This window comes from Polyangium sp. y55x31 (assembly GCF_029946505.1).
Taxonomy (GTDB): Bacteria; Myxococcota_A; Polyangia; order Polyangiales; family Polyangiaceae; genus Polyangium.
Genome location: NZ_JARZHG010000027.1, coordinates 12,295 through 29,924, shown reverse-complemented (window position 1 = coordinate 29,924; position 17,630 = coordinate 12,295). Strand labels below are relative to the sequence as shown.

Below are 17,630 nucleotides of genomic sequence, written 5' to 3'. Positions count from 1 at the left end.
GATTCACTCCATCACGAAGAGCTTCTGTTCGTCCGGATGCACGGAGCCGTCATCCACGTGGATGCCGAGGCGGCCCAGAATGGCCTGGCATTCGGGGTCGTCCTTGCCCGCCATGCAGCCCGGCGCGCCGCCCGCGTTCTGCGAGAGGTCACTCTCGGCGACGAGCGCCGCGTAATCGACCACCAACTTGCCGCTGAGCGGATCGTAGTTGGTCAGGTGCACCTCGGGGCGGTTCGCCCGGTCGCAGGCCGTGACGACCCCCGAGGCGTCCTCCGTGCACCCCGTGCTGCCGATATGCACGTTGAAGGCCCCGCCGCCCGCCGTGGGCGCCGCGTCCACGCGGATGAACTTGTACCCGCCGTTCCAGTTCCAGAAGAGCGCGCTCAGGTTGAGCGGCGAAGGCGCCGTCGCCGCGTCGGCGTGGTTCAGCTTGAAAGGCACCCCGACCTTGAACGTGATGCCTTGGTAGCTCCCGGCCTGCACCCGACCCTTGATCGTGGTGTTCGTCTCGCTGGTGCCGTTCGCGCAGGCGCCAGCCTTGTTCTCGAAATCGAGGAGCGCCAGATCCTCGTGCTGCCAGAGCCCGTCCTGCGTGAGCTCGACCGGGAACTCGCTGCCGTCCTTGCGCACGAGGCGTACGTCATGCACGTAAAACCGAAAATCGGTGATCTGCACCTCGGTGTTCGTGCTGCCCAAGGTGTAGGTATCTGTGCAATCGAAGACCTGGTTCCCGACGCGCCCCTCGAACGCGATCGCCACGTCCATGAGCGCCGGCCCGCCGCCCGCGCCGCCGCTTCCGCCGCTTCCGCCGCTTCCGCCCGCGCCGCCGCTGCCACCCGCGCCGCCGCTTCCATCCGCGCTGCCGTCACCGCACCCGACGGCGAGCGCCGCGACGAGTGCCATGCCGAGCCACGTTCCACGCAAAGTCACAAATCGAGAAGCCATGTCGTACCTCCGTGCGAGAGCCATGTACCCGTTCCCGCGTCCAGGCAATGCGACAAATTGATGCATCCCCCATGCCAGCAGGATCTGGGCTCTCCTCGGTGCGCGGCAGCGACATTGACGTAACCGTTCGGGGATGTTGAAGCCACGGGGATCCGCTTGCAACCCGCGTGCGTCGTGACCGCGTTTCTTGTAGGGTGCCGGCCATGCTCGTGAAGCTCTTCCGTATCGGGTTCGTGACGGCCCTCTCGGCCGCATTTGCCTGCGGCCAGGCGCCTCCGCCCCCGGCCGCGACACCCGGCGCCGGTTCCGAGGGGACCGCCGATCCGGGCGCAAACACCGCCTCCGCTGGAAAAGACGTGGAAAAGGGCGCCGAGGGCGCCGACAAGGGCGCAGGCGCGCCCCGCGCGATGGCTCGCGGCGCGGGCGAAGGCGACGGCGAGCGGATCGCCGTGGGCGGCTCCGGCCGCGGGCCGAACGACGACAGCATCGGCGGCGGCTTCCCCGTGCGCACCATCGCCCCGGCCGAGGCAGGCACCTGGACCGGCGGAAACGAGGTCGACACCGGGGAAGGCGCGAAGAGCCCGGTGCCCGTCACGGCCGCGGATCCGAGCTGGGGCAGCCCCAAGGCGCCCGTCACGATCGTCGCGTTCTCCGACCTCGAGTGTCCCTTCTGCTCGCGCGCCGCGGGCACGCTCGCCGAGCTCGCGAAGATCTACGGCAAGGACCAGCTCCGGATCGTCTGGAAAAACTTCCCGCTCGAGTTCCACAAGAACGCGCGCCCCGCGGCCGAGGCGGCGATGGCCGTGTTCAAGCTGAAGGGCGCGCCCTGGTTCTGGGCCTATCACGACGCGCTCTTCGCGGGCCGGATCGACCCTCAGGTCATCGACGGCTCGCTGCCGCGCGGCCTCACGCGCAAGTCCGTCGACGCGACGCTCGCGAGCGGCGAGATCGGCAAGAAAATCGACGAGGACATCGAGCTCGGCAAGAAGATCGGCGTGACGGGCACGCCCGCGTTCTTCATCAACGGCGTGCACCTCTCCGGCGCGCAGCCGATCGACAAGTTCCGCGCGATCATCGACGAGCAAATCGCGACCGCGCGCAAAACGACGGCGAGCGGGACCGCGCCCGAGAAGGTGTATGCGGTGCTCTCGGCGAAGAACTACCAGAAGCCCGCGGATCGGCCCGGCGCGGCGCCGAGCCAGGCCGAGGATCCGACGACGGTCTGGCGCGTGCCCGTCGACGGTTCGCCGGTGCGGGGCAAGAACACGGCGCTCGTGACGCTCGTGATGTTCACGGATTTCCAGTGCCCGTTCTGCGTCCGGGTGACGCCCACGATCGAGCAGCTCACTCGCGATTACGGCGACAAACTCCGGATCGTGTACAAGAACAATCCCCTGCCCTTCCACAAGGACGCCGAGCCCGCAGCCGAGCTCGCGCTCGAGGCGCGCGCGCAGAAGGGTGACGCGGGGTTCTGGAAGGCGCACGACCTCATCTTCGCCGCGAACGGCAAGCTCGGGCCCGAGGACCTCGAGGGCATCGCGAAGAACCTCGGGCTCGACCTGAAAAAGGCGAGCGACGCGATCGAGAAGAAGAAGTACAAGGACCGCATCGACCAGGACCTCAATCTCGCCGACGACGTGCAGGCGAACGGCACGCCGCATTTCTTCATCAATGGTCGCCGCCTCGTCGGCGCGCAGCCGATCGACAAGTTCAAGGCGCTCATCGACGAGGAGATCACGAAGGCGGAGGCGCTCGTCAAGAAGGGCACGCCCGCGGCGAAGCTCTACGACACGATCATCAAGGACGGCAAGACGCCGCCGCCGCCCGAGAAGGTGAAGGCGATCCCCGCGTTCACGAAGGACAATCCCACGAAGGGCCCGGCGAACGCGAAGGTCACGGTGCAGATCTTCTCCGATTTCGAGTGTCCGTTCTGCAAGCGGGTCGAGCCCACGCTCGCCGAGCTCGACGCGGCCTACCCGGGCAAGCTCCGGTTTGTCTGGCGAAACAAGCCGCTGCCGTTCCACAAGAACGCGATGCCCGCGGCGCTCGCGGCCATGGAGGCGTACAAGCAGAAGGGCAACGACGCGTTCTGGAAGATGCACGACGCGTTCTTCCAGGACCAGACGCAGCTCGACCGCGCCAGCATCGAGCGGACGGCGACCGCGCTCGGGCTCGACGTGCAGAAGGTCCTCGCCGCGATCGACGGCCAGACGTACAAGGCGCTCATCGACGCGGACATCAAGGCCGGCGAGGACGTCGGGATCACGGGCACGCCCGCATTCGTGATCAATGGTTATCTGGTCTCGGGCGCGCAGCCGCTCGGGAAGTTCAAGAAGGTCGTCGACCTCGCGCTCAAGGAAGCGAAGTAAACCCGGCGAGGCGGGCGCGCGTCGCGTTTTCGACGTGGCCCGCCCCGCGACGTGCCCCCGTCAGGCACGGATCTTGATATTCTCGGCGCTGATGCGCACCCGCCTGCTGCTCGGCCCCGCCCTCGCCCTCGCCACGTTCACCCTCGCGCCGCGCACGAATGCGCAACAACCGGGCGCGGCGCCCCCACCACCTCCGCCGCCTGCGGCGACGAACCCGGCTCCGCCCGCGCCGGCGAACGCGCTTCCGCCCGCGCCGCCCGCGCCGACGAACGTGGCTCCGCCCCCGCCAACGGGGATGCAGGCACCGCCACCCGCGGGATCGGCTGCGAATGGAGCTTCGCTTCCGCCGCCGCCGGCCCCGCCCCCGGGCGCTGGGCCTTACGCGCCTTATCCGCCGGGACCGTACGCGCCTTATCCGCCCGGGCCTTACATGCCGCCGCCGAATGGGGCCTGGGGACCACCTCCCGCGGGTCCCATGCCCGGCTGGAGCACGGAGCCGCCCACGCAGAAGGTCAAACGCTGGTATGGGTGGCAGACCTTGATTGGCGTGCTCGCGGGGGACGTCCTGGCGGTCGTTGGCCAGGGGAGCGCGGTCACCTACGTCGGCATTGCGGCTCACGTGCTCACGGGGCCGATCGTCCACTGGGCGCACGGGCACGTCGGCAATGGGTTCGCGAGCCTCGGCTTGAACGTCGGCATGCCTCTCGGAGGAGGCCTCATCGGGCTCGCGGCCGGCGCGGGGGACGGCTGGGATGCGCTCGCGTTTGCCGGGATCGGGGCCGCCATCGGGTACGTGGCCGCGCCCGCGCTCGACATGGCCATCTTCTCGACGGAGACCGTGGACGCGCCGGCTGAGAAGAAAGGCGCGCGCGTCCTTTTGCCGAGCTCGGTCGCGTTCATGCCGATGATGGGGCAGGATCGGGTGGGGCTGTCGGTCGTGGGTCTGTTCTGACAAACGTCAGACCGGCGCCCACGCATGCACGGGCTCGCCGGTCGCGACGCGCTCCTCGTAATGAGCGAGCAGCCGCCGAAGCGCCTCCTCGAGCGAATGACGAGCCCGCAAGGCTTCGAGCGCCGCGCGTTGCCAGCGCGCGCCGGTTTGCCCCGATCGTACCCGCGCCGCGAAGACGTCGAGCCAACGGTCGGCCTCGCTTTCGAGCACCCCCGCGTCCACGAGGCCCCTTCGGGCGAGGGGCACGAGGCGCTCGCACAATGCGGCAATCGGGGCCCCGCGCGGGGAGGGGGCCTCGTCGCACGGAAAAGGCACGACGGCATCGAGGCCATGTTGCGCGGCGCGATGAAACGCGTGGCGCGCGAGCTCGAACGGATACGCGGGCAAGAGGCGGTCGACCTCGGGGGCGAGGCCGAGCGTCGTGCCGAGGAGAAACGCAGCGCTCGCGAGCATGTCGACCACCGTCGGCCCCGCGGGCAAAGCGCGATATTCGATGCGGAAATGGCCGCCGCATCCGGGATCGTAGACGGCGCGGTTCCAGCGCCAGACGGTGCCATGATGCAAGCGAAGCTCGGCGAGCGTGGGGATGCCGCCGGCGGCGAGGGTTCGTCGCGGGTCCTCGTGTCCGAGCACGGGAAGGAGCGGGGCGTGGAGCCGGACGCTCTCGGCAAATAGCTCGGCGGCTCCCTCGCGGACCCAGCCATACCCGAAGGAGACGCGTGACGGCGGGTGAAAAGCTGCCGGCGCGTCGAGGCGATCATCGACGGCCTGGCGAAAGAGCGCGATCCGCGTCTCGTCCCAGAGGCGATGGCCAATCAGAAGGGGCGAGTTGCAGGACGCGGCGAGGGCCGGGATCGTGGCGATCTGCGCCGCATTGTAGTATTTGGAAAAACTCGCGGGCGGGACGCGGAGGTGGACCTGGAACGAGGTGTTCGCGCCCTCCATGGCGACGTCGTCCGTGTCGAGGGCGAGCGGATCTTCGCCGTGAATGCGCACGTGAAAAGGGCCGCCGCGCAGGCGCCGGATGCGCTTGCCGAGGGCGCGATACCGAGGGACGTCGGTCAGCTCCGCGGCCGTGAGGTCCTCGCGGCGCAGCGTGGGCAAAATGCCGATCGGCACGATACGCCCGCCCTGCTCCCCGGCAGCGCGCGAGATCTCCACGAGCGCGCCGGTGAGCTCGTCCGCGAGCGTGGTGAACGGACGGCCGGCGAGCGGGCAAGGGCTCGCATTGAATTCGAGGTTGAAGCGGTCCATCTCGACGGTGAAGCGTCGATCGACCGTGCGCGCGAGGACCTCGCGGTTCGCGGGCAGCGGCAGGCCCGCAGGGTCGACGAGGAAAAGCTCGACCTCGGCGCCGACCGTGGCCGGCCCCTCGCCAAAGCCGGGACGTTTGGTGAGCGTGTCGAGGACGTCGAGCTGCTCGGAGAGCCGCTCGGAGAAACGGACGTACTCGTCCTCGGTGAAATCGTCGCGCGTGATGAGGAGGCCCATGCCCCCCGAGCTTTGCGTTCACGCGCGGCGGGCGGGAGCGGGGGAAGGCGCGATTCGAGCGTCGACTAGTCGATGAACTCGATGCCCGTCGCCTCGATGTTCACCTGGGCCATCTTGGCGCTGCCGCCCTGGCCGCAGCCGTCGTCGGCGCCGCAGACGCCCTTGTCGCCGCCCTCGGGCGCGAGGACCTTGCCCTGAATGACGGCGCGGTGGCCCGAGCTGTCGCGCGGGACGAAGAAGCTGTGGCCCGCCATCTTGATGTGCGCCTTGCCCGTGGTGTCGGCGATCTCCATCCAGCAGCCCATCGACTTGCAGACCGCCGAGACCACGCCCTCGGTGCGCACCGTCTGCTCGGCGAACTTCGCGGGCTCCTTCGTGAGATCCGTGAGCGCCGTCGTCTTCGTCTCCGTCACCGGCTGGCCGAACTTCTTCTGCGTGAGCGGCTTGATGCTCTCCGCCATCGCGCCCTGAGGCTGCGCGGGCGCCTGCGTCGGCGAAACCGCCGGCTGATCGGCCTGCGCCGCAGGCGCTTCGGACTTGCTGCAAGCCGCGAGAAGGAGGGTGAGACCGGCGAGCGAAACGAAAAGCCGAGACGTGTGCATGGCGGGCGGAGTGTGCCGCAGATTTCGACCGCGTGCCAGAAGGGATCGAACGCGCTCAAAGCCGCGGTCGGTCGACCGAGGTGCCCGAACTTTGCTACAAGGTGCACGCGATGCGAGCACGGGTGAAGCGCCTCGAACAACGACGGCGAAAAGGTCGACGTACGCTCGCGTCCGCAGCGGCGTTCACGCTCGCGCTCGGCGGAGCGGCGGGGACGGCGCGCGGCGCGGGCGCGACCGAAGTGCCCGAAGCGGCGGACGCTGCGCCCCAGGCGCCCGAGCCGCCGCCACGACCGAAAGAGCTGCCTCCGCTCGAGATCGGGTCGCCGCCGTTCACGCGGCACATCGACATCGGCGGAGGCGTGGCGCTCGTGCATCGCATCCCGAGCGGCGACACGGGCGTGCGGTATCCGGCGTCCGTGGGCATGGGTCTCTGGGCGCGCGTCGACATCACGCGGTACCTGCGCGCGAGCCTGTACGCGGTGCGCACGGCGCGCGACTTCAACCTGCCTTCCGGCGCGCTCGGGCTCGTCGGTGATCCGGGCGAGGTCGAGTTCTACACGTACTCGTTCGGCCTGCGCCTCATGCCGACGTGGCACATCACGCCGCGTGCGCGCGCGTGGGTCGCGGCGGGCGCGGGATGGGGGCGGCTCGAGCTCGGTCGGTTCTCGGTCATGGCGCCGGGCGGAGGCGTGTTTCCCGTGCGCGAGCGGGCCGCGTCGTTCGTGGAGATCCCGCTCGGCCTCGGGGCGTCGTTCGACGTGGTGCCGCGGTGGCTCGCGGTGGAGATCGAGACGACGGGGGCGTTTTACCCGGACATCGCGCAACGAGGGCGGGCCTTCGAGGAAGGGCAAGCGATCGACGCTGCGGGGCGCCGCGTGACGGTGGGACCTTACCCCAGGTTTGCCGGGGGTTTCGTGACGACGCTCGGGCTTTCGCTCGTGCTTTGAGGGGGCAGAGGACGGCATGAGCGAGAGCCTTCGGGACGGCGCGCGCCCCCGGATCATCGCGGTGGCGGGCAACATGGGAGCTGGGAAATCGAGCCTCGTGAAATGGCTCGAGCAGCAGTTCCGAATGGTGCCGTTCTTCGAGCCGAACGAGGAGAACCCGTACCTCTCCGACTTCTACGGGGACATGTCGCGCTGGGCGATGAGCTCGCAGCTCTTCTTCCTCGTCCGACGCTTCCACATCCACCGCGACGTCGTGCGCCGCGCGGCCGTGGATCACCGGCCGATCGTGCAGGATCGGACGCTCTACGAGGACGCCGAGATCTTCGCGGCGCACCTGCATCGCGCCGGCTACATCGACGACCGCGACTGGCAGATGTACGACGACCTCTATCGCACGCTGCGCGAGGAGATCCGGCCGCCTGACCTGATGATCTACCTGCGGTGTCCGCTGCCCACGCTCGTAAGGCGGATCCGACAGCGGGGGCGCGACTTCGAGCGAAAGGTGCCGAAGAGCTACCTCGCCGCGCTGGACAAGCTCTACGAGGAATGGCACGCACGCTACGATCTCTCGCCGACGCTCGTCATCGAGACCGATCGGCTCGACTACGTGGAGCGGCTCTTCGACAGGCTCGAGGTCATCCGCGCGATCGAGAGACACCTCGGTTGAAGATTTCGCCCGCTCGCTGCCTCATTGCTGTCATTGCGGTACGGAACGTTGGGCGTCAACCCATTGGCACACTCTGGCAAAGTGCCGCGCGCGCGCTTTGGCGCTTGCGCAATGCTCTGCGATGGGCGACGTAATGGAATTCCTGGAGCTGGCGTGGGGTTCATTGGCACGACGATGGGAACGACGGCGGGAAATGGGGGATCCGCGCGGCGGCCGCGCGTGCTGCTCGTCGACGACGAGCCGTTCATCGTGACGTCGATCCGGCGGCTGCTCGGGACCGAGCACGAGGTGATCGCGGTGTCGAACGGGCTCGAGGCGCTCGCGGCCGTCGAGGCGGGCGCGCGCTTCGACGTGGTGCTGTGCGACGTGCGGATGCCGGGGATGAACGGGTTCGAGCTCTACGAACGGCTGCTCGTGACGGCGCCCGAGGTCGCAAAGCAGATCGTGTTCTTCACGGGCGCCGCGTTCACGAGCGAGGTGCGCGCGTTCTTCGCGCGCGTGGAGAACTTGCTCCTCGAAAAACCCTACGATCCCTCGGAGCTGCGCGCGCTCGTGCGCAAGCTGGCGAGCGGCGGACGGGACGTACCCTCGAAACGTTGAGCGCGAAGGTGCGGCCGGTACGGTTGCTCAGGAAAGCGCCAGCATGCGGTCGATCGGCACGCGCGCGCGCTCGCGTAGCGAGGCGGGCATCTCGATGCGCGGCTCGAGGTCGCGCAGCGCGAGGTAGACCTTCTCCATCGTGTTGAGGCGCATGAACGGGCACTCGTTGCAGGCGCAGTTCTTCTCGGGCGGCCCCTCGATGAACGTCTTGTGCGGCGAGGCCTTGCGCATCTGGTGCACGATGCCGCTCTCGGTCGCGACGATGTAAGCCTGTGCGTCATCGGTCTGCGTGTACTTGAGCAGCGCGGTGGTCGAGCCGATGAACGCGGCCATGCCGAGGAGCGCCTCCTCGCACTCGGGGTGCGCGATGAGCTTGGCCGTGGGGTGCTGCTCGCGGAGGGCGATGATCTTGCGCAGGCTGAAGGTCTCGTGCACGACGCAGCTCCCCTGCCAGAGCCGCATCTTCCGGCCGGTCTTCTGCTCGAGCCAGCGGCCGAGGTTCTTGTCGGGCGCGAAGAGGATCTCCTTGTCCTCGGGGATCGCGCGGACGATCTTCTCGGCGTTCGACGAGGTGCAGATGTAGTCGCTCTCGGCTTTCACCTCGGCCGTGCAGTTGATGTACGTGATCGAGACGGCGTCGGGGTACTTCGCGCGCCAGGCGCGGAACCTGTCGACCGGGCAGCCGTCGGCGAGCGAGCAGCCGGCCTCGAGGTCGGGCACGACGACGATGCGATCGGGGTTCAGGATCTTCGCGGTCTCGGCCATGAAGTGCACGCCCGCGAAGAGGATGACGTCGGCCGTGGTCTTCTTCGCCTGCTGGGCGAGCTGGAGCGAGTCGCCGAGGAAGTCCGCGAGGTCCTGGATGTCGCCCTCCTGGTAGTAGTGGGCGAGCAGCACGGCGTTGCGCTCCTTCTTGAGCCGCACGATCTCGGCCTCGAGATCGAGGCCCGGGTCGATCTTGCCTCGGACGGTTTCGCTCATCGTGGGCCTCAACGTAGAGGCTCCGCGCGCGCCGCGCCAGGGGGGTCGGACGCGGCCTGGGCGAGGCGTTCGAGGGCGGCGCGCAGGAGCGCGGAGGGATCGGCGCCGAGGGAAGCGACGTCGAGCTCGGGGCCGATCGTGACACGCACGTCGACGTCGCCGAAGCCCGGGAGCGTGAGCTGAAGGAGCGGCACGAAGGCGTCGGTCAAACCCGCTCGTCCCGCGAGCGCAGAGGCAAAGGCGCGCGCGCGGAGCGAGACGACACCCGAGACGATCACGGGCACGACGACGAGGTCGGGCCGCGCGCGAGTCGCCAGCGCGAGGAGCACGTCGAGTCCGGGCTGAAAGGCGTGGAGCGCGCTTTCGGTGGGAGGAACGAGGCGCGGGTCGGGCTCGATGCGACCCGCGGGGAAATGCAGGAGCGCGCCGCCGCGGGTGAGGTGACGTGCGGCGGCGCGGAGCGCGAGGCCGGCGCGCGCGTCGGGCGGCGCGGAGAGGAGGTGCTTGCGGACGTGGGGCAAGGCGAAGAGGAGATCACGCTCGGCGGCGATGACGGCGAGGTCGTCGCGACCAACCGCTGCGAAGAGCGCGAGGGCGTCGTAGAGGCCGGGATGGTTCGAGACGACGAGCAGCGGGCCTCGCTCGGGCAAAGCGGCGCGACGCGCGGCGAGGTCGTGCAGGCCGCCCGAGGCATCGAGGAGGCGCGCGCGCACGCCGTAACGACCGAGCATCGCGAGCGAGGCGCGTCGGAGCGAGCCGAGGCGCGCGAGGTCGTGATCGAGCGCGACGAGGTTTTTCGCGAGCGAGAGCGCCGCGGGGTGGAGGACGATCTCGGCGGCGCGATGCGCGAGCGGGCCACGATCTTTCGCGAGGTGCCCGGCCATCTCGGCGCGCGCGATGTGGAGGATCTCGGCGAGGTGGGCAGCGCGCGTCGTGGTCACGGCGCGTCCTTCCTTTCGAGGCCCGCTGCGCAGAGGTCGTATTCGAGATCCTCGATGCGGTCCTGACCCCAGTAGAGTTCGCCGCGGAACACGAACGTCGGCACGCCCCAGTGGCCGAGGGCAAAGAGCCGCGCGGTCGATGCTTCCACACGCTCTCGGTACGAAGCATTCGCCATCGCCAGGGCACACGCGTCCCAGCCGAGGCCTGCTTCCTCGCACAACGGGCGCAGCACGTCGTCGTCGATGACGCGCGCGCCCTCCGACCAGATCGCGCGCGTCGCGCGCAGCACGAAGGGACCGACGCGACCGACCTCGGCCGCGTGCTCGGCGATCGTGAGGCAACGCCACACGCCTTCGCCGAGCGGATCGAAGATGTTCCCGAAGGGCAAACCCAGGCGGCGCGCCTCGCGCGTCGCGTCGCGCATGATGTAGAGCTGCTTCGCGAGCGGGAGAGGTTGCCCGCGCATGGCCATCGGCCTGACGCCGCGCCACACGAGCGTGATGTCGTACCGCTCGGGCAGCGCGAACGCGCGCGGGCCCGCGAGGTACGAGTACGGCGAGCGGAACGAGAAGAAGAGCTCGACCTCGCGATCCATCAGAAGCCATCCTTCGCGAGGTGCTCGTCGATCTGCGAGATGCGCTCGTGCGCGAGGTACCACGCGCCCTCGACCCAGCACGCGGGCGACTCCCAGTGCCCTCGCTCGATGAGGCGCGCGTGGTTGTTCACGAGCGCCCGATCGAGCGCCGCGTCCTTGCGAAACGTGCTCGGCGGCGAGACGCCGGCGATGCGCTGGTAGAGCGCGCGCATGTCGCTCGGCGAAGGCAGGCGCTCGCCGAACCAGACGGCATCGAGCGCAGCTTCGGCGAAGTCGGCTTGATGCGGGTCGCCGCGGAGCGACTCGGTGAAGCGCGCGAGGTAGGCCATCGATGCGGCGGAGATCGGCTCGGACCGCAGAAGGACGCGGCCGGTTCGACGCGCGAGCCGGCGCGCATCGACGAGGGCGTACGGCGCGCGATGGTCCGCCGCGGGATCGTTCTCGATGCCACGCGAGACCAGCGGGAAAAGCGTGAAATCGACGAAACGACGCCGGAGCACCTCGCGCAGCGGACGGAGGGCCACGGCGGCGTACGGGTCATCGAAGGCGAAATAAAGCTCCACGCGCGCCGGGCGACCGAGCGCGCGGCGCAGGCGCACCCGGAGCGCGTGTCCGAGCGCGGCGTCCTCGGCCGCGACGACGGCCCGCATCACGAGCCCTCGCTTGATCCGTTCGAGCGGCTTCATCCTGCGACGTCAGGATACTCCGCTTGCGGCGAACGAGCGCGCTCGACATGATGTGTTTCATGCGTGCCGTTTCACGCCGTTTCACGTTGTGCTTCGTCGCTTTCGGGATCGCGCCCACGCCCGGCTGTCGTGAGGCGACGAATCCGCCCCCGGTGGCCGAGGAGCCGAAGGTCGCGTCGAATCCGAAGCGGGCGGAAGAGGGCGTCGAGACGCGCGAAGGAGAGCTCCAGACGAGCAAGGGATTCGGCGCGGTCGCCGACGTGCTGCTCCCGCACGACGTGCTGGAAGAGAAGCTCGGCAGCGACTGGCGGAAGACGATGGTGGGGAAACGCGTGCGGGTGCGAGGCAAGCTCCGGATTCACAAGTGCGGGCCGATGGAACAATGCCTCATCCAGGGCGAGCTGCCCATTCTCACGCCAGATTCGATCGAGGTGCTCCCGTGAAGCGGAGCTCCATGACGAGCCGGGGATCGTTTTCGCCGAAATAATTCGGCTCCTTCGTGACGACCTCGAAGCCGAGGTTTTGATAAAGCATCACGGCCCGGTTGTCCGGATGCACCGTGAGCTTGACCGAGGCGGTGCCCCGGGCCTTCATGGCCGCGAGGAGCTCCTGCATCAGCGCTTTGCCGATCCCGCGCCCCCGTGACGCGCCGCGAACGGCGAGCGAAAGGACCCACATCACGCCGGGCTCGTGGCAGGAGGCGCCGATGACGTAGCCGTCGAGCGAGCCGTTTTCGCCGTCGGCCACGAAAAACGTGTCGCCCCAGAGGTCGAGCGCCTGCCGGAAGAAAAAGTCCGGATAGACGTGCGCGCCGAAGACGTCACGCTCGACGGCGAAGACGGCCGAAAGGTCCGAGGTCCGAGGTTGACGAATCATTTCCGCCCGATTCTCCAGGTCAGGAACGAAAACACGTCCGCGAGCTCCTCCTCGCGTTGCGTCTTCGTCGAGCCGATCCCGTGTCCCGATCCGTAATCGACCCGCAAAAGGATCGGGTTTTCCCCGCGCACGGCTTGCAGCTTCGCCGCCATCTTCGCCATTTGCCAGGGGGAGACGCGTGGATCGGTGATGCCCGTCGTGAGGAGCACCGCGGGGTATTTTTTTCCGCTCTCCACCGCGTGATACGCGTCGATCGCGAGCAGCATGTCGAAGCCCTCTTTCGTGGTGACCGTGCCGAACTCGCCCGTGTTGAACGGGCCGATCGGGATCTGCTCGAAGCGCAAGGCGTTCACCATGCCCACGCGGATCACGGCGGCGCCGAAGAGGTCGGGGCGGCGGACGATCGCGCCGCCGATCATGATGCCACCGGCGCTCGTGCCCTGCCCGGCGAGGTGCGCGGGCGAGGTCCACTTCTCGGCCACGAGGTGCTCGGCGCACGCCACGAAATCGGCGATCGTGTTCGGCTTCGTCGCGAGTTTGCCCGCGCGGTGCCAGTCCTCGCCATATTCGCCGCCGCCGCGCACGTGGCAGACGGCCACGATGCCGCCGCGCTCGAGCCAGGCCAGGTTCATCGGCTCGAACGAGGGCTCGTAGACCGAGCCGTACGAGCCGTAGCCATTGAGGTACGTGGGGTTTTTCCCGTCGCGCGGCAGGTCCTTTCCGTGAATGATGGAGAGCGGCACGAGCGTGCCATCCGCGCTCTTCGCTTTCGTCTCCGTGGCGACGATGTCCTTGAAGACGACGGACGAGGGCGGAATGATGGGCGTGACCTCGGCCGATTTTTTTACCGGGTCGAAGGCGAGCATGCGCGGCGCCGCGGTCCACGCGTCGAGGCGGACGAGGGCGCCGGGGATCGATTCCTCCACGACGAACCCGCGCACCGAGCCCTCGGCGCCGACATCGACCGGCTCGGGTTTGCCTTTGTCGAACGGCACGCGGAAGAGGCGGCCGATGCCGCCGTCGAGCTTGCGCACGTAGAGCGCGTCCTTCGCGGCGCCGATCCAGGAGACCACGGCTTCGCTCGCCGGGACGACCTCGGCCGCTTTCGCGACGTCGGGCTTTTTGAGGCTCGTCCGGAGGACCTTCGAGCGGGAGGCGCCGTGGTGCGAGACGAGGAAGAGGTCGTCGCCGTGCACCTCGAACCCGGTGATCTCGTCCTTCGGATCGACGAGCTTTTTCCAGGGCGTCTTCACGCCTTGGAGCGATTTTTTCGGCGCGTAATAAAGCGACATCTCCGGCTGCACGCCGTGTTCGAGGCTGACGAACGCATACGGGCTCGACGCGGGCGCGTAGGGGAGCGGGAAAGCGTCGTCGGGCACGGTGATCTCGGGCGAAAGACCCGAGCCGAAGAGCGGCTCGTCCTTTTCGGGATCCTGACCGAGGACGTGCAAATGGACCCGGGCCTTCGTGAATCGTTCGGTGGCCGGAGCATCGGGCGGGAGCTTACGGTCTCGCTTGTAGAGGAACGATTTGCCGTCGAGCCACGAGACATTCGCATAACGAGCCCGGTCGATGACGTCCGGCAGCTCCTTGCCCGTCGCCGTCTCCAGCACGTGGATGGAACTCATCTCGGAGCCGCCCTGCGAGAGGCCGTACGCGACGTATTTCGCGTCGTTCGACGGGGTGTAATAATCGATCGAGACGTGGGCGCCGTTCTTCGAGAGCGCCTCGGGGTCGACGAGGAGGCGTTTGTCCGCGGAGAGGCCCTCGCGGACGTAGAGCTTGTAATTGTCGCGGCCGGGCTCGGCCTCCAGGGCAAACGTCTTGCCGCCCCGGCGCTGGACGTTGGCGACGCGCGCCCCCGCATTGTCGAGCTCTCGCACGCGCGCGCGGAGCCAGGCCTGGACTTCGATCGCGTCGAGGACCTTGCGCGTGTGATCCGATTGCCCCTTCATCCAGGCGGAGAACTCGGGCGAATCGGTCTCCATCCACCGATAAGGATCGAGGATCTCCTTGCCGAAATATTCGTCTCGCGTCTCCTTCACGGCCGCGACGGGCGGCCCCTCGGGCGCGGGCGTCGATGCGGACGTCGCCGCGGACGCGGGGAGAGGCGCGGAAGACGCGGCCGGCGCAGGCGGCGGAGGCGAGGGCGGAGGCGCCGAGGAGCAGGCCGAGGCTACGAGCGCGGTGAGGAGGGCCGGAGGAAGGACGCGCATGCCGACCGTTTTACCCGAGATCGCGCGGGCCCGTCCACGCCGTCGAGCGGCGCCCGCTCAGCCGAGGACGCGCTTCAGCGCGCCATACGAGATGACGTCGCTGATACGCTCCACGAAGGAAATGTTCTCCGCGACGCCGCTCGCGAGCGAGCCACGAAGCACGATCGGCGTGAAGTCGTGATCCTGCGCGCCGCGATAGGTGGAGAGCACGCAATACTCGGCGCAAAAACCGGTGACGATGACGGTGTCGACGCCGAGCTCGCGCAAGGCGCCCGCGAGGGGCGTCTTGTTGAAAGAGTTTCCGTACTTCTTGTGAATGTGCAGGTCCGACGGGAGGATCTTCAAGCTCTCGGGCACGTCGAAGCTCGGGGCGCCCGGGACCCGTTTGTCCTCCTCGTCGATGTCCTGCACGCAGATGACGGGAAGGTTTTTCGCGCGGAACAGCGCGATCGCCGCATTGATGTACTCGATCGCTTCGTTCAGCGAGCGAGCCGTCTCGGGGTTTTCGCCGAAAAATTGGTTCTGTACGTCGATGACGAGGAGGGCAGGTTTCATCGGAACACCTCGTGTCCGCTACAACTTGAGGTCGGAGTCGTCCGACGGGTAGCAGTGGAAGAGCACGTATTTCTGTCCCCCGGCCATCAGACAGAATCCCTCGTAATGGATGCCGTTCACCGGCACGGCCTGGCCGTGGTACGTCTGCGTGCCCTCGGCCATGGCCCCGAGGCCGACGGCCCAGTCGGCCATGTGCTTCAGCGTATTGTCCTTGTGCCATTCGGCGTCGCACGTGTCCTTGAACCGATTGCCGCCGGCTTTCTGGCGCGTGCCAATGGGCTTGGTCGGGTGCTGGTGCTTGAGCTGGTCGTTGTCGAGCCGGACGTCGATGTTTTTGATCGTCTTCTTCACGGCCGACGAGTCCGCGTCGAGCTGGAGCTTCTTGCGCGCCGCGCCGTTGTCCGCCGGAGGCTTCTGGACCTCGAGCTCGCGTCCGAGTTGCGCCTTGAGGATGGTCACCGCGTCGGCCACGTCCGCGTCCGTGATATTGCACCCCTGGAGGCGGAGCAAATCCTTCACGTCGTTGAAATTCGCCTCCTTGGCCTCGACGCCGCGGCCGGCTCCCGTCCTCAGGCTCCCGAGGAGCGCGACCTTGTGCGCTTTGGCGTATTCCGTGAGGGTTCGTTTTTGTTGCTGGTTCATGCGCGGCCCCTCCTCGATCCGGGCTCCGCCGAAGGCTTTCACTGCTCCCGTCCGTTTGCAAGCCCACGCGTTCGAGGGGGCCAAGACCACGTATCGCTTGACGATCCTGGTCAGCCGAGCCCAAGTACCTCCTGCGGCATCCCTCCCCCCGCCGCGCCCGCCCCCGCATGGCCGACGACAAGCCCAAGGACAAGCCCCCGACCTCCCGGCTCGGCCGGATCGCGAGGCTCGCGAGCCTCGCGCCGCGCTCGCTGCCCTTCGCCCTCGAAGGCGCAAAACGCGCGCTTTCGAAAACCCCTCGCACCGAGGACGAGGAGGCCGCCGCGAAAGAACGCATGGCCGTGGAGGTCAAGAAGACCGCCGAGGCCATGCTGAAGACGCTCGGCGAGATGAAAGGCCTGCCCCTGAAGCTCGGCCAGATGGCGAGCTACATCGACGGCCTCGCCCCGCCCGGTCACGAGGACAAATTCCAGGCCGCGCTGAAGAAGCTCCAGGACAAGGCGCCGCCGCTCTCCGCCGAATCCGCGGCGCAGATGATAAAGACCGAGCTCGGCGCGCCGCCCGAGGAGGTCTTCGAGAAGTGGGAGCGCGAGCCGTTCGCCGCCGCGAGCATCGGTCAGGTGCACCGCGCCGTCACGAAGTCGGGCGCGCGCGTGGCCGTGAAGGTGCAATACCCCGGGATCGACAAGGCGATCGAGAACGACCTGAAGAGCATCGCGCTGCTCGAGACGATGATCGCGCCGCTCTCGCGCAAGTTCCACGCGAAGCAGGCGCTCGACGAGATCCGGAACGTCTTCCTGTCCGAGCTCGACTACGGGCGCGAGGCCGAGATGGCCGACCTCTTCCGCCGCCTCAACGCGGACGTGCCGGACATCCTGATCCCCGAGGTCCACCACTCGCTCACGACGAGGCGCGTGATCACGACGAGCTTCGCCGACGGCGCGCCGTACGCCGACTTCTGCAAAGAAGGCAGCCAGGAGGCGCGCAACCGCGCGGGCGAGGCGATCTGGCGCTTCACGTTCCGGTCGATGCTGCGCTACGGCGTGCTCTACGCCGATCCGCACCCGGGCAACTACCGCTTCCTGCCCGACGGGCGCGTCTGGTTCCTCGATTTCGGCTGCGTGAAGATGCTGCCGCCCGATCTCGTGAGCGACATGAAGCGGTACATGCGCGCCGCGCTCGACAACGACTGGGTCGAGTTCGATCGCGCGTGCATCGAGGTGCTCGGCTACGACCCGAACGACGAGAGCTGGGATCTCTATCGGAGCTACACGATGGAGCTCATGATGCCGCTCACGACGAAGGGCACCTGGGTCTGCTCGCGCGACAAATCACGCGAGACCGTCCAGTACCTCGCGCGCGGCATCAAGAGCCTGGCCTTCAAGGAGGGCGAGGCGATCCCGAACATCCCGCACGTGCCGAAGATGCCGCAGGACTTCACGTTCGTGAACCGCCTGCAATGGGGCCTCGCCTCCGTGATGGCCGGGCTCGGCACGGAGGCGTCGTTCCGCAACATCAGCGAGGGCTGGATCCGCGACGGGGTGCACCCCATTCCCGCCTAGCC

Annotated in this window: 18 protein-coding genes; 7 read left to right on the top strand and 11 right to left on the bottom strand. The window is 68.2% G+C overall.

Annotated features, from left to right (window positions below; all coding sequences use genetic code 11):
* Window positions 1-3: 3 nt before the first annotated feature.
* Complete coding sequence (locus QHF84_RS34455; RefSeq protein WP_281317756.1) at window positions 4-945, bottom strand: MbnP family copper-binding protein; 942 nt, start codon at window positions 943-945, stop codon at window positions 4-6.
* Window positions 946-1,148: 203 nt separating this feature from the next.
* Here QHF84_RS34455 and QHF84_RS34450 point away from each other — a divergent pair, with 203 nt between their 5' ends.
* Together QHF84_RS34450 and QHF84_RS34445 are read left to right on the top strand one after the other, a co-directional pair.
* The gene (locus QHF84_RS34450) at window positions 1,149-3,314 is read left to right on the top strand and encodes a thioredoxin domain-containing protein (RefSeq protein WP_281317755.1); all 2,166 of its coding nucleotides are present in this window, start codon (window positions 1,149-1,151) and stop codon (window positions 3,312-3,314) included.
* 91 nt (window positions 3,315-3,405) lie between these two features.
* Window positions 3,406-4,266, top strand: coding sequence for a hypothetical protein (locus tag QHF84_RS34445; RefSeq protein ID WP_281317754.1), 861 nt, complete (start codon window positions 3,406-3,408; stop codon window positions 4,264-4,266).
* A 6-nt stretch (window positions 4,267-4,272) separates the two neighbouring features.
* On the opposite strand, the gene QHF84_RS34440 is transcribed toward QHF84_RS34445, so the two are convergent.
* Both QHF84_RS34440 and QHF84_RS34435 read right to left on the bottom strand, forming a co-directional pair.
* Complete coding sequence (locus tag QHF84_RS34440) at window positions 4,273-5,757, bottom strand: glutamate-cysteine ligase family protein (RefSeq protein WP_281317753.1); 1,485 nt, start codon at window positions 5,755-5,757, stop codon at window positions 4,273-4,275.
* 65 nt (window positions 5,758-5,822) lie between these two features.
* Window positions 5,823-6,359: a DUF4920 domain-containing protein gene (locus tag QHF84_RS34435; protein WP_281317752.1), complete on the bottom strand. Its 537-nt coding sequence runs from the start codon at window positions 6,357-6,359 to the stop codon at window positions 5,823-5,825.
* 110 nt (window positions 6,360-6,469) lie between these two features.
* On the opposite strand from QHF84_RS34435, the gene QHF84_RS34430 reads away from it, so the two are divergent.
* From QHF84_RS34430 to QHF84_RS34420, 3 genes are all read left to right on the top strand, one after another.
* Window positions 6,470-7,306, top strand: a complete 837-nt coding sequence (locus QHF84_RS34430) for a hypothetical protein (RefSeq protein WP_281317751.1) — start codon at window positions 6,470-6,472, stop codon at window positions 7,304-7,306.
* A gap of 16 nt (window positions 7,307-7,322) precedes the next feature.
* Window positions 7,323-7,973 carry a deoxynucleoside kinase gene (locus QHF84_RS34425; RefSeq protein ID WP_281317750.1) on the top strand — a complete coding sequence of 217 codons (651 nt, stop codon included), beginning with the start codon at window positions 7,323-7,325 and terminating at the stop codon, window positions 7,971-7,973.
* Between the two features lie 174 nt (window positions 7,974-8,147).
* Complete coding sequence (locus QHF84_RS34420; RefSeq protein ID WP_281317749.1) at window positions 8,148-8,573, top strand: response regulator; 426 nt, start codon at window positions 8,148-8,150, stop codon at window positions 8,571-8,573.
* 27 nt (window positions 8,574-8,600) lie between these two features.
* Here the strand turns inward: QHF84_RS34420 and nadA are convergent, their stop codons facing one another.
* From nadA to QHF84_RS34400, 4 genes are read right to left on the bottom strand one after another with little or no spacing between them, the layout of a single operon-like run.
* Window positions 8,601-9,554, bottom strand: coding sequence for a quinolinate synthase NadA (gene nadA, locus QHF84_RS34415; RefSeq protein ID WP_281317748.1), 954 nt, complete (start codon window positions 9,552-9,554; stop codon window positions 8,601-8,603).
* An 8-nt stretch (window positions 9,555-9,562) separates the two neighbouring features.
* Complete coding sequence (locus QHF84_RS34410) at window positions 9,563-10,495, bottom strand: 1-acyl-sn-glycerol-3-phosphate acyltransferase (protein ID WP_281317747.1); 933 nt, start codon at window positions 10,493-10,495, stop codon at window positions 9,563-9,565.
* Entirely contained in the window at window positions 10,492-11,091 is a 600-nt protein-coding gene (locus QHF84_RS34405; RefSeq protein ID WP_281317746.1) for a DsbA family protein, read from the bottom strand. Before QHF84_RS34405 ends, QHF84_RS34410 begins: the two co-directional genes overlap by 4 nt.
* Window positions 11,091-11,777: a hypothetical protein gene (locus QHF84_RS34400; protein WP_281317745.1), complete on the bottom strand. Its 687-nt coding sequence runs from the start codon at window positions 11,775-11,777 to the stop codon at window positions 11,091-11,093. Before QHF84_RS34400 ends, QHF84_RS34405 begins: the two co-directional genes overlap by 1 nt.
* 59 nt (window positions 11,778-11,836) lie before the next feature.
* Between QHF84_RS34400 and QHF84_RS34395 the strand changes: the two genes are divergently transcribed.
* Complete coding sequence (locus QHF84_RS34395; RefSeq protein WP_281317744.1) at window positions 11,837-12,220, top strand: hypothetical protein; 384 nt, start codon at window positions 11,837-11,839, stop codon at window positions 12,218-12,220.
* On the opposite strand, the gene QHF84_RS34390 is transcribed toward QHF84_RS34395, so the two are convergent.
* Genes QHF84_RS34390 through QHF84_RS34375 form a run of 4 tightly spaced genes read right to left on the bottom strand, consistent with a single transcriptional unit; the run spans window position 12,189 to window position 16,066 of the window.
* A complete protein-coding gene (locus QHF84_RS34390) occupies window positions 12,189-12,653 on the bottom strand; it encodes an N-acetyltransferase (RefSeq protein WP_281317743.1) in 465 nt (154 codons plus the stop codon). The genes QHF84_RS34395 and QHF84_RS34390 overlap by 32 nt on opposite strands.
* Window positions 12,650-14,869 (bottom strand): prolyl oligopeptidase family serine peptidase, encoded by a 2,220-nt coding sequence (locus QHF84_RS34385; RefSeq protein ID WP_281317742.1) that lies wholly within the window; start codon window positions 14,867-14,869, stop codon window positions 12,650-12,652. The genes QHF84_RS34390 and QHF84_RS34385 overlap by 4 nt, the downstream gene beginning before the upstream one ends.
* A 57-nt stretch (window positions 14,870-14,926) precedes the next feature.
* A complete protein-coding gene (locus QHF84_RS34380) occupies window positions 14,927-15,424 on the bottom strand; it encodes an isochorismatase family cysteine hydrolase (protein WP_281317741.1) in 498 nt (165 codons plus the stop codon).
* Window positions 15,425-15,442: 18 nt separating this feature from the next.
* Complete coding sequence (locus QHF84_RS34375) at window positions 15,443-16,066, bottom strand: hypothetical protein (protein ID WP_281317740.1); 624 nt, start codon at window positions 16,064-16,066, stop codon at window positions 15,443-15,445.
* Between the two features lie 167 nt (window positions 16,067-16,233).
* On the opposite strand from QHF84_RS34375, the gene QHF84_RS34370 reads away from it, so the two are divergent.
* Window positions 16,234-17,628: an AarF/ABC1/UbiB kinase family protein gene (locus QHF84_RS34370; protein ID WP_281317739.1), complete on the top strand. Its 1,395-nt coding sequence runs from the start codon at window positions 16,234-16,236 to the stop codon at window positions 17,626-17,628.
* The last annotated feature ends 2 nt before the right edge of the window (window positions 17,629-17,630 follow it).

Coding starts and splice junctions, on each gene's coding strand:
- QHF84_RS34455 (WP_281317756.1), bottom strand. CDS start 945: ATGGCTTCTCGATTTGTGACTTTGCGTGGAACGTGGCTCGGCATGGCA.
- QHF84_RS34450 (WP_281317755.1), top strand. CDS start 1,149: ATGCTCGTGAAGCTCTTCCGTATCGGGTTCGTGACGGCCCTCTCGGCC.
- QHF84_RS34445 (WP_281317754.1), top strand. CDS start 3,406: ATGCGCACCCGCCTGCTGCTCGGCCCCGCCCTCGCCCTCGCCACGTTC.
- QHF84_RS34440 (WP_281317753.1), bottom strand. CDS start 5,757: ATGGGCCTCCTCATCACGCGCGACGATTTCACCGAGGACGAGTACGTC.
- QHF84_RS34435 (WP_281317752.1), bottom strand. CDS start 6,359: ATGCACACGTCTCGGCTTTTCGTTTCGCTCGCCGGTCTCACCCTCCTT.
- QHF84_RS34430 (WP_281317751.1), top strand. CDS start 6,470: ATGCGAGCACGGGTGAAGCGCCTCGAACAACGACGGCGAAAAGGTCGA.
- QHF84_RS34425 (WP_281317750.1), top strand. CDS start 7,323: ATGAGCGAGAGCCTTCGGGACGGCGCGCGCCCCCGGATCATCGCGGTG.
- QHF84_RS34420 (WP_281317749.1), top strand. CDS start 8,148: ATGGGAACGACGGCGGGAAATGGGGGATCCGCGCGGCGGCCGCGCGTG.
- nadA (WP_281317748.1), bottom strand. CDS start 9,554: ATGAGCGAAACCGTCCGAGGCAAGATCGACCCGGGCCTCGATCTCGAG.
- QHF84_RS34405 (WP_281317746.1), bottom strand. CDS start 11,091: ATGGATCGCGAGGTCGAGCTCTTCTTCTCGTTCCGCTCGCCGTACTCG.
- QHF84_RS34400 (WP_281317745.1), bottom strand. CDS start 11,777: ATGAAGCCGCTCGAACGGATCAAGCGAGGGCTCGTGATGCGGGCCGTC.
- QHF84_RS34395 (WP_281317744.1), top strand. CDS start 11,837: ATGCGTGCCGTTTCACGCCGTTTCACGTTGTGCTTCGTCGCTTTCGGG.
- QHF84_RS34390 (WP_281317743.1), bottom strand. CDS start 12,653: ATGATTCGTCAACCTCGGACCTCGGACCTTTCGGCCGTCTTCGCCGTC.
- QHF84_RS34385 (WP_281317742.1), bottom strand. CDS start 14,869: ATGCGCGTCCTTCCTCCGGCCCTCCTCACCGCGCTCGTAGCCTCGGCC.
- QHF84_RS34380 (WP_281317741.1), bottom strand. CDS start 15,424: ATGAAACCTGCCCTCCTCGTCATCGACGTACAGAACCAATTTTTCGGC.
- QHF84_RS34375 (WP_281317740.1), bottom strand. CDS start 16,066: ATGAACCAGCAACAAAAACGAACCCTCACGGAATACGCCAAAGCGCAC.
- QHF84_RS34370 (WP_281317739.1), top strand. CDS start 16,234: ATGGCCGACGACAAGCCCAAGGACAAGCCCCCGACCTCCCGGCTCGGC.